The 13688-nt window shown below is 39.5% G+C and carries 10 protein-coding genes; 6 read left to right on the top strand and 4 right to left on the bottom strand.

Annotation, left to right across the window (positions count from 1 at the left end):
- Positions 1-489 precede the first annotated feature (489 nt).
- Complete coding sequence (gene fucO, locus HXT53_RS03065) at positions 490-1641, top strand: lactaldehyde reductase (RefSeq protein WP_248898722.1); 1152 nt, start codon at positions 490-492, stop codon at positions 1639-1641.
- Between the two features lie 141 nt (positions 1642-1782).
- On the opposite strand, the gene HXT53_RS03060 is transcribed toward fucO, so the two are convergent.
- On the bottom strand, positions 1783-2826 hold the full coding sequence (locus HXT53_RS03060; protein WP_103013145.1) for a LacI family DNA-binding transcriptional regulator: 1044 nt from the start codon (positions 2824-2826) through the stop codon (positions 1783-1785).
- Between the two features lie 496 nt (positions 2827-3322).
- On the opposite strand from HXT53_RS03060, the gene HXT53_RS03055 reads away from it, so the two are divergent.
- From HXT53_RS03055 to HXT53_RS03035, 5 genes are all read left to right on the top strand, one after another.
- Positions 3323-4606 (top strand): enolase C-terminal domain-like protein, encoded by a 1284-nt coding sequence (locus tag HXT53_RS03055; RefSeq protein ID WP_020760259.1) that lies wholly within the window; start codon positions 3323-3325, stop codon positions 4604-4606.
- A 133-nt stretch (positions 4607-4739) separates the two neighbouring features.
- Entirely contained in the window at positions 4740-5531 is a 792-nt protein-coding gene (locus HXT53_RS03050) for an SDR family oxidoreductase (RefSeq protein WP_421780660.1), read from the top strand.
- A 142-nt stretch (positions 5532-5673) separates the two neighbouring features.
- Complete coding sequence (locus tag HXT53_RS03045; RefSeq protein WP_004111886.1) at positions 5674-6960, top strand: MFS transporter; 1287 nt, start codon at positions 5674-5676, stop codon at positions 6958-6960.
- A gap of 66 nt (positions 6961-7026) precedes the next feature.
- On the top strand, positions 7027-7800 hold the full coding sequence (locus tag HXT53_RS03040) for an amidohydrolase family protein (protein WP_421780658.1): 774 nt from the start codon (positions 7027-7029) through the stop codon (positions 7798-7800).
- Positions 7801-7923: 123 nt separating this feature from the next.
- A complete protein-coding gene (locus HXT53_RS03035) occupies positions 7924-8838 on the top strand; it encodes a dihydrodipicolinate synthase family protein (RefSeq protein ID WP_004117946.1) in 915 nt (304 codons plus the stop codon).
- A gap of 125 nt (positions 8839-8963) precedes the next feature.
- Here HXT53_RS03035 and HXT53_RS03030 read toward each other — a convergent pair whose 3' ends face one another.
- From HXT53_RS03030 to HXT53_RS03020, 3 genes are all read right to left on the bottom strand, one after another.
- A complete protein-coding gene (locus tag HXT53_RS03030; protein WP_101890184.1) occupies positions 8964-10169 on the bottom strand; it encodes an ATP-binding protein in 1206 nt (401 codons plus the stop codon).
- An 867-nt stretch (positions 10170-11036) separates the two neighbouring features.
- The gene (locus HXT53_RS03025; RefSeq protein WP_101890183.1) at positions 11037-11315 is read right to left on the bottom strand and encodes a hypothetical protein; all 279 of its coding nucleotides are present in this window, start codon (positions 11313-11315) and stop codon (positions 11037-11039) included.
- A gap of 517 nt (positions 11316-11832) precedes the next feature.
- On the bottom strand, positions 11833-13530 hold the full coding sequence (locus HXT53_RS03020; RefSeq protein ID WP_421780702.1) for an InlB B-repeat-containing protein: 1698 nt from the start codon (positions 13528-13530) through the stop codon (positions 11833-11835).
- Positions 13531-13688: the final 158 nt, after the last annotated feature.

Here is a 13688-nt window from a genome sequence, read left to right as displayed (position 1 = left end):
AAACGCATTCTCTATAGTGCGTAAGGCTGATATTCTCATTGAAATAATAGGAATTTTGATATTAAATTTTGATATAAAAATGCTCTTATATAAAATCGTCATACTTTAGTATGAGAAGCTTGCATAAGATTGTTAATGCTACAAGCTCAAATTTGCATTTCAAGCGATTAGTTAATGCAAAATAAGTCAATTTGGCAACTACAACACCATCAATTAAAGAATTTTTCTTAACATGATTAATATTTTTCTTTCAACATATTCATTGCAAATCACGTGCTCTAATTTTTATAAATGTGCTTATTTATATCTAAAATAAATAAAAATGCATAAAATTAGTTAGTTTATGTTCATTTTAATTGCTTATTTGTTAAGTTTAGTAATAAAAAGCTTATTTAATACACTCGCCAAATGTCATGCAATATTGTAAAATATTAAACGACTACCAAAAATTTGGTGTATGCCAATATGAAACTCAAAGGAGATTTTCGCATGGTCTATAGAATGATTTTCAATCAGACTGCTTACTTCGGTCGCGGAGCAATCAAAGAGATTCCAAACGTTGCTAAAGCACACGGCTTTAAAAAAGCATTTGTAGTAACAGATCCTGTTCTTGTAAAAACTGGAACCGTTAAAAAAGTTACAGACGTTCTAGAATCAGCTGGTCTTCCATACGAAGTATTCGACAATGTAAAGCCAAATCCACCTGTTGAATGCATTCAAGACGGTGTAGAAAAGTTCAAGGTATCTGGAGCAGACTTCCTTATTGGACTTGGCGGCGGCTCTCCACAAGATACATGCAAAGGCATTGGAATTATTGTAGCAAACCCAGAGTTTGGCGACGTTCTTTCTCTTGAAGGCGTTGCAGATACAAAGAATCCTTCTGTTCCAATCTTTGGCGTGCCAACAACCGCAGGAACCGCATCCGAAACAACAATCAACTATGTTGTTACCGATACTGCAAAGCTTCGTAAATTCGTTGCAGTAGACCCTCACGATATTCCAATCGTTGCATTCGTAGACCCAGATCTCACCGATTCCATGCCACGCTCGCTTAAAGTTGCAACTGGTTTGGACGCACTCACCCATGCAATCGAAGGTTTCATTACTCCAGGTGCATGGAGCCTTTCGGATTGCCTGTCTTTGCAAACAATTCGCATGATTGCACAAAACCTTGCAAAGAGCGCAGATGGAGACGTTCCAGCAGGCGAACAAATGGCTTACGCAAGCTATATAACTGGCATGGCATACTCCAACGTTGGTTTGGGCTTAGTTCACGGCATGGCTCACCCACTCGGTGGTCGCCTTGGCGTTGCTCATGGCGTTGCAAACGGAATTTTACTTGCTCCTGTTATGGAATATAACAAGGATTACAGTGGCGAAAAGTATCGCGATATTGCTGCAGCATTCGACGTTCCAAACGCATACACAGATGACCTCGAAACCGTGCGTAATGCTGCTGTAAAGGCAGTTCACGACTTAACTGTTAAGCTTGGAAATCCTACTAAGATTAGCGAAGTTGGAGCTACACAGGCAGATATTGAAGGCTTGAGCCACGACGCTTTGGCAGATGTTTGCACTCCAGGAAACCCACGCAAGGCCACTTTGGAAGACATTCGCAAGATTTACACAAGCTTGATGTAGTCTTCTAAAATAATAAATAATAAATAAATACGCAATATTTGTGGACGCAACTTATCTTGATTTAGGCTGCGTCCACATTTATTTGATTTATGTCATAAGCCATAAATCATAAGTCAAATTCTATATCTAATAACTCTTCTATCAATCGACAACAGTCTGAGTACTTTCTCGAATAACAATATGCGCAGGAAGAACCAGTTGATTCTCAATCTCCTTACCTTCCCTAATCTCAAGAATCATTCTAATAGCATTCTTTGCTATTGAATCAAAAGGCTGATTAACGGTTGTTAAAGATGGCATCAAATACTGTGCAGGATACACGTCATCAAACCCAGCTACAGAAAGCTCAGATCCTAACTTAATACCGCGCTCGCGAGCAGCGCGATACACATTTACAGCTGTAATATCGTTGCAAGCGAAAATAGCAGTAGGACGCTTTTCTTCAGGCAAATCCAAAATCTTACAAGCCATTTCATAGCCACGTTCAGGAAGATAATCCCCCTCTTTAACCAAATCTTTATCAATCGTCAAGCCAGACTGCTCCATTGCAGCGTTATAGCCAGCAAATCGGGCTACACCAGATTGAACATTAAGAGGACCAGTTATAACGCCTATTCTCTTATGCCCCATATTAATCAGATGTTTTGTAAGCTCATAAGCTCCTGTCCAATTATCGATTGAAATCGTGTGATCTTCCCCATTAGAAAGAGACACGGGATCAATTATAATCAACGGAATATTTCGCATACGCAAAAATTCCTTATCTTTCTTCGTAAGATCAGACATTTGAGATATAACACCAAGAGGATTTCTATCTACAATTCCACGCAAACATTCATCACGTTTCTTACCATTATCGGTTTGAGCGACTGTAAGAGCTAATCCTTCTCTTTGCGCCCAACGAGATGCGTAAGTAATCATCTCAATCGTGCCATTATTTGCCACATAATCTACTAATAATTCAATTGTCGGAGATACCTTAGTGCTTACAAGCGAATACTCGCGCCCACTTTTTAAAAGAACTTCTTCTACTTTTTTGCGAGTCTCATCTGAAACGCCAGTTCTACCGTTAATAACCTTTGAAATTGTAGAAGGCGATACCCCCGCCTTTTTAGCCAACTCCGTTATGCGAGGTTTTGAAGATTCATTTTCAGCAATGCTAGTTGCGTGACTACGAGTTGGCATATGCACTCTCCTAATTCCTATATTCCTATGCTCATATGCTTATAAGTCGCAAAATTTTCTTAAGTCGCAAACAAATGCAGAGAAAATTTCTTACTTAATTTTGCATTAATTCTCAGCAATGCGAAAATTCAAAAAATAGAAAAACCGCATTATTGCCTGACATATCAAGCCTAATAGAAATAATATCATATGTTATTTCGCTACAGACTATGCATAGTCGCGAAATTTTCTTATGACACGCCGAATAATCAGAATTTAACAGATAACATCGATGCCAAAAGTATTCATTTTTTAACAGTTATAAAAGATAAAAGCTCAATTTTTCAATATTTTTAAAATCCGAAATATGACATTTATCACAAAACGCGAGATTAGGAAAAATTCGCAAAAAATTATTTACGAAAATTTCCTAACAATTAGAACATTTTTCTATTATTTTGTTATAAAATATAGGAGTAGGTCACAACGATCTTAAAGCAAAGGAGCACAAATCGTTATGAGTACAATTACATCAGTAAAAACCTATGATTTTAGATTCCCTACGTCGCAAACGCTTTCTGGATCCGACGCAATGAACAAAGATCCAGATTATTCATCCGCATACGTAGAAATCAAAACCAGCCTAGACGATGGCATTAAAGGTGTTGGATTTGTATTTACGATTGGCCGCGGCAACGATGTTGTTTGCGCAGCAATCGACTCCATGTCTCAAGTGCTTATTGGCAGAAACGTAGAAGAATTACTAGACAACATGCGACTTGCATGGGATCTTTTTGTTCACGACTCACAACTTCGCTGGCTAGGTCCTGAAAAAGGCGTAGAACACATGGCAATTGGCGCGATTTTAAGCGCATTGTGGGATATTAAAGCAAAGCGAGCTGGAAAGCCATTGTGGCGCTTGCTTGCCGAGATGGATCCAAAGGAATTAGTCTCTACGCTCGACTTCCGCTACATGACAGACGCTTTAAAGCCAGAAGAAGCAATCGAATTCTTGCAAGATGGCCAAAAAGGCAAGGAAGAGCGAATTGCAGACTTGCTTGTAAACGGCTACCCAGGATACTCCACTGCCGCAGGCTGGCTCGGTTACAGCGACGAGAAAATGGTTGCAATCGCTAAGGAAGAATCGCAAGTTAAAGGCTTTAAGCAAATTAAGCTTAAGGTTGGTCAAAATGTAGACGACGATTTGAGAAGACTCGCACTCGCTCGCGAAGCAATCGGCCCAAATGTTCGACTTGCAGTAGACGCAAACCAAGTGTGGGATGTTCCAACAGCAATTACTTGGATTAATCGCTTCCACGACTTCGACTTAGCTTGGGTAGAAGAGCCAACAAGCCCAGACGATGTTATTGGACACGCAACAATCGCCCGCGCAATCAACCCAATACCAGTTGCAACTGGCGAGCAAATGCAAAGCAGAATCATGTTCAAGCAATACTTGCAAGCAAACGCATTTGGAATCATGCAAATCGACGCAACTCGAGTTGCAGGTCCACAAGAAGTTGTTCTCGAATACTTGCTTGCACGTAAGTTTAACAAGCCAGTTTGCCCACACGCAGGTGGCGTTGGATTGTGCGAAGCCGTATGCCACTTTGCAATGTTTGATTATGTTGCAGTTTCTGGAACAAAGGAAGGTCGCATGATTGAATACGTAGACAATCAGCACGAGCACTTTGTACATCCAACACAAATCAAAAATGGCAATTACGTTGCGCCAACCGCCCCAGGTAATGGCACTGAGATGACGCTGGAAACAGCCGAAAAGTACCTTTATCGCGGCTAAAAATAATAAAAAATAAGTGGCTAATCGCATAGTGATTAACGGTTAGCCACTTGTAAAAAATAATAAATCATAGAATTTTATAATTTAAAAATTAACTAAAAGCAAACCACATCATTTAACAAAGGAGTTCATTATGGATTTGCATTTGGAAGGCAAAGTTTTCATTGTAACAGGTGGATTCAAGGGAATTGGTAAAGGCATTACGCTTCAACTTGCTCGAGAAGGCGCAATTCCAGTAGTTATTAACCGCGCAGATTCTGCAGAAGAAACATTCCGCAAAGATATTGAGCAATACACAAAGAACTACGATGTTTATCTTCTCGACTTGAACGACACGGACGAGATTGCACCAATTATTGAAGAAACCTATAAGAAGTATGGTCACATTGACGGCATTGTAAATAACGCTGGCGTTAACGACAACAAGGATTTGGAATCCACTTCTTGGCGCGACTTCGAGAAGTCGATTCACGGAAACCTCACTCACTACTACGAAACTGTTCATGCTGCTGTAAAGTACTTGAAGGAAAGCCACGGAGCTGTTGTGAACATTTCTTCTAAGACTGCTCTAACTGGCCAGGGCAAGACTAGCGCTTATGCTGCTGCAAAGGGCGGAATCTTAGGCTTGACTCGCGAATGGGCTGCAGCTCTTGTTCATGATAGCGTGCGCGTAAACGCGATTGTTGTTTCGGAATGCTGGACTCCACTGTACGCAGATTGGATTAAGACATTTGGTGACGAAGCTGCTCAGCAAGCTCGCTTGAAGGTTATTACAGACAAGATTCCTCTGGAAAACCGCATGACTACTACGGAAGAGATCGGAAACGAAGCTGCATTCCTGCTTTCGGATCGCTCTTCGCACACCACTGGTCAATGGGTATTCGTTGATGGCGGCTACGTGCATCTTGATCGCGCTTTGTCTTAAATCACAAATGCAAATTTAAGATTAATGCATTTTAGCTAGTAAATGGTGCGCAATGCGAATGTGTGTTTGCGCACCATTGCACAAAATCATTTAAGAACTTAAAATCTTAAACTTTTAGAATTATTCTCACACAGGAGTGACGATGACTACAAAAGAAAACGACAATGCCGTCGTTAAGAATAGTAAAAATGGCTCAAAAGCTATGATTGCCATCGTATTGGTAACATCTTTGTTCTTTGTATGGGGCTTGACCATGAATTTGGTCAATGCACTGAATTCACCATTTGGCAATTATCTTGAACTGAATAATACTCAAAAAGCATTGCTGCAGGTAGCATATTTTGGCGCATACTTCGTTATGGCAATTCCTGCAGGCTTAATCGCAAAGCGTTTTGGATATAAGGGCGGCGTTATTAGTGGCCTCGCACTCTTTGCTCTTGGCGCATTTGCGGTAATCCCTGCAACAGCTACCGCAAGCTACGCAATGTTCCTAGTTGCAATGTTTGTTATAGCGTTGGGCGCAGCAACTTTGGAAACGAATTGCAACCCTTACATTACTAAGCTTGGCGACGAGAAGGGCGAATCCTTTAGAATCAACATGGCACAGAGCTTCAACGGAGTTGGAAACATTGTTGGACCTCTTATTCTTGGTCAAATTTTAGGCAAAACTGTTGCAAAGAACGAGCCAGGCTTCGACGTTGCTAAGCTAAAGTTCCTTGGCGATACTCGCTTGATTTACATTGTTATTGGCATTGTTCTTATTGCGATTATTGCAATCTTCTTCTGCTTTAAACTCCCTACTCCTCCAGGAGACGTTGAGGCAGACCAGGAAAGCAAGGGTGATTCTTCCTTCATTCATCTTATGAGCAAGCCATACTTTACTCTTGGAATTATTGCAGAATTCATCTTTATTGGACTTCAAGTTGCTGGAATGGCAATGTTCTCCGACTTTGCTCTAAAGCATTGGGGTACTGGAATCACCACTGGTGTTGCTGCTTCTATGCTTGCAATCGTTTCCTTAATGTTTACAATCGGCCGCTTTGTTACAACTCCTTTGATGGCAAAGTTTGATGGTGGCAAGATTCTTGGATTGTACATGACTTTAAGCGCAGTGCTTATGTTTGTTGCATTCCTCGGACTTGGTCAGATTTCTGTAATCGCCTACATTGTAGCGTACTTGTTTATCTCCATTGGCTTCCCAACAATCTTCTCCCTTACTCTTAAGGGAATTCACGGAGCAGCAGCAAAGACTGGTTCTTCTGCACTCGTTATGAGCATTGTTGGCGCTGCAATCATTCCGTTAGTTTTCGGTTTGGTACAAGATTTTGCTGGAATCGAAGCCGCCGTATTGCTCACCGTTCCAGGATTCTTGTATGTTGCTTGGTACGCTCTTTGGGGCTCAAAGATTGGTCTTGTAGAAGCTAAATAATTCGCTAATAACTACAAAGTCTTTACAAAGTTTTTATTTGAAAGTCTTTAGAAAGGAAAATTTATTATGTCTCAACTTCGTATTTTGGATTCACATTTTCATATTTGGGATCCAACAAAGCAAGTCTTGCATTGGCTTGATGGCTTAGACAAGTTAAACCACACTTTTACTCTAGAGCAGCTAGAAAAAGAGTATGCAGATTTGGGAGTTGACTTCCTCGGCGGCGTATACGTTGAGGTTGATGCTGCAGACCACGAGCTAGAAGATAGGCTTATTGGCGAAAATCCTAATCCTAAAATTCTAGCTAAAATGCTTAGAGTCACGTTGGATCCGTTTATGCGCGTTCCAATTCACGCAACCGGTATTCGCGAGCCTCTTCATATTCCAAGCGAGCCACGCGGACGTTGCCTAGAGCCTTCGTTTATTGGTGGTCTTAAGGCAATGGCAAAGAAGGGCATGCCTTTCGAGCTTTGCAATCGTGGTGAAGAACTTGGAGATATGGCTAAAGCTTTTGAGCAAGTTCCAGAAGTTACTGTTGTTCTAAACCATTTGGGCAATGTTCCAGGATTAGACGACGATTCTTGCAATGCTTTGCGTGCGTTTGCAAAGCTTCCACACAGCTATATTAAGATTTCGGGAGATAATCCAGTAAATCCAGATATTGTTAAGTTTGTAAAAGACACCTTTAGCCCTGATCGCCTACTCTTTAGCTCCAATTGGCCAGTTGTTAAGTTGAATTCTTCACTTAAGCAGCATCTTGACTTAATGGTTGAGCTTTTCGGCGACGACGAAGATTTCTTTATGAATAATGCAAAGAAGGCGTATGGTATTAAACTGTAATTAATTAAGTTATTTGAATAATCGATTTGAATAATCATTGCTTATGGGGTGTAAGATTTTGCCAGTTAAAGTCTTATACCCCATAATTCAATACACAAAATAATTAATAAAAGGACGAATTTTATGATTACTTCTAGTATCGCAAAGCTTGATTTGCATGCTTTTAAGGGCGTTTTCTGCCCATCAATAACTGTAAGCAAAGATGACGGAAGTATTGACTACAACTTATGGGCAAAGCACTTAGACCATCTGATTGATGCTGGGATTAATGGCATATTGATTTTTGGCAGCATCGGCGAATTCTACGCATATCCACTTAGCATAAAAAAGGAAGCTGCTAAGTTTGCTATTGAACATGTTAATCACAGAGTTCCAGTTCTTATAGGCGTTGGAAACACAAATCTTAACGAAGTACTTGACTTTACTAAGTTTGCGGAAAGTTGCGGAGCAGACGCTGTTGTAGCTGTATCTCCATACTACTTTGGACCAACTGCACCAACTGCCGAACGATACTTTGGCGCAATAGCTAACGCAACTAGCTTGCCCGTTATTCTATACAACTTCCCTGCTCGAACTGGCAGCGATTTAACACCAAGCTTAGTTGCAAGTCTTGCTGAAAAATACCCGAATATTGTTGGTATTAAAGATACGGTAGATACTATAAGCCATACTCGCGCAATGATTGAAGCCACTAGACGCGTAAACCCAGATTTCGTTGTTTTCTCTGGCTTTGATGAGTATTACACTCCTAACAGGATTGCTGGAGGAAACGGCGTAATTTGTGGTCTTACAAATGTAGAGCCAGAAACTTTTGCATCTTTGCATAAGGCGTATGAGGCTGGCGATTTTGCACATCTTATTGAATGTGCTAAAAGAATCAGCCATTTGATGGCAGTTTACAACACTACCGACTTGTTTATTTCTGCTATTAAAGCTGCTGTAAATCTTAAGGGATTGCCGATTAGCACGCTTGTTCGCGAGCCTGCAAGTCAAGTTAATAGCGAGCAAATCGAAGCAATTCGTGCGCTGCTTAAGTAACTAAGTCACTCGTAATAAATCAAGAATAAAAAAAGAACGGCTTAAACTTAAAGTATATAAGCCGTTCTTTTTTGTATCCGTTTAACTACTTTTGAATAATATCTAAACTTTTCTATCTAATCTACTTACCTAAAGTCATAAGGTTGAGTACTAGAAGGCTGTGTGCGAGCTATAAAATCACCCATTCCTGGAACTGTAAACGCAACCATTCCTCGTTTAGAAGAATAAATCAACCCTAATTTTATAAGAGATTCTCTAATTACTGATAATTCTTTACTAGGTTTACCAATTGATTCAGCTAAAGAACTTGTAAGAACTGGCTCATCTCCAGCAAGATTTGACATAGCAATCAAATAATTCCTTGCACATTCAGTTGCTCGCTGCCATCTAGCGGCATAAAGACCATCGTCAAGCTTCTGCCTTGCTTTAACTTGGCCAGCTATAACAGAATTCAAAGTTATAGGATTTGAATCAGACTCATTCCATGCAGCCTCACCATAAGACTGTATAAAATAAGGGTAGCCGCCAGAAAGTTCTACCAGACGTTTTAAAGCTTTGGAATCAAATGTTACTCCCTCACTTTCTGCAGGAATCTGAAAAGCTTTAATAGTAGATTCCTCATTTAACTTATCTATTCCACGGTATTCAAACAATCTTTCTGCATAAGATCTCGACTTACTTAAAACACCAGGAAGGTTAGGTAAACCAGCACCAATAATGTAAAAAGGAAGAGATAATTGACCTAACTTATGCTGTATGGAAATAAGAACTCCAAGTAAATCTGAGTCCATTTCTTGCAACTCATCTATAAACAAGAAGAATCCAGATTTAAGCTCTTTGAGTTTTCTTGATAAATTTGTAATAAGAAGCTCAAGTCTTAAAGAATCATTTTCCTGCTCTTCTACTTTCTTACTTTCAAATTTTGCAGAAACACCCAAGGCACTAACTGACACACTGCTAACAGATGAAATTACTTCAGAAATACGAGACTTAAGATTCGTGTTATGCATATCGAATTCAGAAACAGCAAGACTAATTGCTCTAAAAAGTCTTCCATAATCATCTTCAATAATTCCACTTGATTCTATACGAGCAGTTAGCATGCCATTGTTTAAAGCATATTCATCGAGAGTTACAAGCAAAGCAGTTTTGCCAACGCCTCTTAAACCGCTAAATATTATTCCTCTATCAACACGTTGCAAAACAGTTCTTGCAACTAGAGTTTTAAAAATCCTTATATCATCTTCTCTACCCGCAAGCTCTGGAGGTTTGCATCCTGCACCTGGAGTGAACGGATTTTTAATGTGCAAAGACAAATCTTTAATATTCATTTCTATAATCACCCCTTTTAAAAGAATTATCTAAACTTTTCTATCTAATCTAAGTATATCTAAACATATCTAAGTATATCTAACTATATCTATATAAATCTAATATAGTCAACATTAATCTAACGGCATCTATTCCCCAGAATTTAATCCAAAAACTAAATTTTTACCATGCTAGCATGTGGATCTCTTAAATAAAAATCGTTGAGGCTTAGGTTTTACTCCCAAACCACAACGATTTCGCAAAGATTATTACTCTTTTCGCACAGGAAAAATCTCGTCTGAAAAAACTATATATGTAATATTTTCTACAGTTCTATAAATAGGACGATAAGACCCATCCGTAAGTTTCCAACTATCATCGAGTTTTTCTACAAGAGGATTCAACTTAGTAATTCGATTATCAGAAAATTCACTTTCACCATAGTGTACTATTTTATAACCTTCAGAAGCTTTTATTTCTGGAAAAACAACATTTGTAATTTTAACATTATTAGGAAATGTATTACCCCAAAAGTATACAATCTTTATCCATTGTCGCCTAGAAAAACGTTGTAAATAAGGCTTCTCGACGGTCTGAAGAAAAAGAAAAATGCAAACGATAATCTGGCGGTGAATTGATGCTAAATTTTTTCTTTTTTATGAGTGTTTTTTGAATTCAAGGGTGTACATATTCAAGGGTGTGTATATCAAAAGTAAGGGGTGTTTTGTTTTTGGTATGGGTTGTGTATGGGCTTCTAGAGTGATGTGTTAAAAACTACTTTTATTTTAAGAAAAAGATTTTGGCTTATAAACCGGTTTTAACAGTAGGGAAACACGTCAGTTGTTTACTGACGTGCTCTCATTGTTAGATTGTGTACTTTCTTTTAATTAACGTTTTGCTTCACTTTTACTCCCGTCCAGGAATGTAAATTCTATTTTTCCATCGTTGTAAATAGTTAGATAGTCAACCATGCTAATCCAAACGTTTTTATCAAATTCTACTAGCATCTCTTGTTTTTCCAAAGTTTCGATAAAATATTCAACCTCATCACGTCTTGCTTGCTTGTCAACAATAATAGTTTTGACTTCTTTAAGCCTTGCTTCTACGGTATTAAACCTGTTCACTAGACTCGTATATTTTTTCTCATACTCATCCTGGTCCTGCAATTTTCGTGCGTTTTCATTGATACAGTTATTGACCTTGTCAGCTACGATGTTGAGTTATTCTTCAAGTTTCAGTTGTTCACTTTCAAGACTTGAAGTATCAAAAACAGTTTTTACCATCTATTTATGAGTTGCGATTATTTCTTGCTTATCTTTAACAATCATATTTACGCCTTTAATAAACAGCGTTTGAATCTCATCTTCTTTTAAGCGTGGAGTGGCGCAGTGTTCTTCAAACTTGTGACTACACTGCCAGATTCTGGTTCGATACTTATCGGTCGAATGCCATGTTAATGAAACCTTAGCCTTGAACTCTGAAACTATTTATAGGAATCCTGAAACTTTAACCTTGCAACTCTGAAACCTTAGCTTAGAGCATCATATTATTTCTTATTGAGAATAAGAAAGCTTATATCTCAAATAACAATCAAAAGATAACATACAAAAAGATGACTCTAACATATCGCTAGAGCCATCTTCTAATAACCAATGCTCGTTACTTAAAATAAGCAGTGCCTACTTACTTGTTTTCTTCCATCATTTTCTTCTTACGAAGAATTGCAAGTCCTGCAATCGAGAAACCTATAGCTGCGAGCAATCCTTCAAATGATGCTGATTCACCCGTCTTAGGAATCATACCAATATGCTTTTCAGGCTGCGGCTTAGGAGCTGGCGTCGGTGTTGGAGCCGGCGTCGGTGTCGGCTTAGGAGCTGGCGTCGGTGTTGGAGTCGGTGTTGGAGCCGGCTTAGGAGCTGGCGTCGGTGTCGGTGTTGGAGCCGGCGTCGGTGTCGGTGCAGAATCTTTCGTGTAAATGGCATACACAGTCATATCACCATTAACTACGCTTTCTCCCGTAAACGTCTCACCCTTACCATTTTCCTTCGTATTCCACTCCTTGAAGGTATAACCGTCCTTCGTTGGATCCTTCGGCATGGACTCATTAGTCAACGCATCAGTATTAATAGCCTTACCAGTTTCCACTTTCACTTTTGCATGAGTCTTATCGCCATCCTTGAAAGTAACTGTTCTTTGAATCCGCTTCCACTGAGCGACGTATGTTACGTCACGAGTTACCTTATCTGCAACGGTAGGAGTCCAGCCTGTAAAAACATAATCTTTTCTGCTTGGAGCGGTTCCCACAAAAGCAGGAGTAGGCATGTTTACGAGTATATTTTGATGTACCTGGTCATGGAATATTTCAGCTCCATCAACACCGTCGGTATAAGTAACTGTGAAGTGACCTTCCTGATCGTCAGGAGTACCATTGTTGTTCTTGTCGTCCTTCCACTGAGCGACGTATGTTACGTCACGAGTTACCTTATCTGCAACGGTAGGAGTCCAGCCTGTAAAAACATAATCTTTTCTGCTTGGAGCGGTTCCCACAAAAGCAGGAGTATCGGAACCCGAAGCAGCTTTGTAAACCTGATCGGTAAAAATTGCTTCGTTATCAACGCCATCAGTATAAGTTATCGTGTATTCTCTTACAAAGCTTACTTCTATAGTGTGAGGCGATTTTACAGACTTGAATTCATATGAACCCGAAGCTGTATGTTCGACGGTCTGTTCTACTCCGTCTATCTTCAGCGAAGCTATTATGTATCCTTCGTTGGCTGTAAAATTGTATTTCTGATTTTCTCCGTATGTGACTTCTGTCTTTCCGGCAGGAGTTATCGATCCGCCTTCACCGGCAGTTGCCGTGATAGTAGGATTAAGGTTTGCATAGACCTTATAAATTCGCTTAATTAATGTTGATTCTCCTATAGTCCCCGTTCTGTTTACGGAAATCACATTTCCCGATGTATAAGGAATGCTCTTGTTGTTGTGATCTTTCGAAAATGAATAGAAAATACCTTTGTAGTTTCCGTAGTCCTTGTCTTTTAAAAACTGCTCGTACGTCCAATTCTTAAAAACCCAACCTTCTTTTGCAGCGGCAGTGTACTCCCTTACGCCTGTAATCTGAGGGTCAACTCCAGCCGAATTTTTGTGAGTGATAGTTATCGCGGCTGCAGGCGAGCCGTTATCGTCTTTTACAGAATAAACATGCAGCTCTGCGTCTTTTATATACGGTTCCTGCATGTCTATTTCCGTATATTTGTCGGCTTGCTTAGATGCTACCGCATCGCCACCAGCAAATGCCTGCGTAGTTCCAGCTACTACGCCAAATGCTACTAATGTTGCCAGCAGTAGCCCCATTGTCTTTTTTGCTAACAATTTCATCTTATTCATATTTCCTTATTAATCTAAAAATGTTCTTTTTATTACTTTGAAAAAACTGCATAAAAATAGGCAGAAACACATACCTATCCATCAGGTATATAATTCTGCAAATTAAAAAATTCTACGTGAAAATAGACAGAGTTATGCTGTCTGTCTGT

The organism is Gardnerella sp. KA00390, assembly GCF_049244075.1.
In the GTDB taxonomy this organism is placed as follows: domain Bacteria; phylum Actinomycetota; class Actinomycetes; order Actinomycetales; family Bifidobacteriaceae; genus Bifidobacterium; species Bifidobacterium vaginale.
This window is presented reverse-complemented; position numbering and strand designations above follow the sequence as displayed.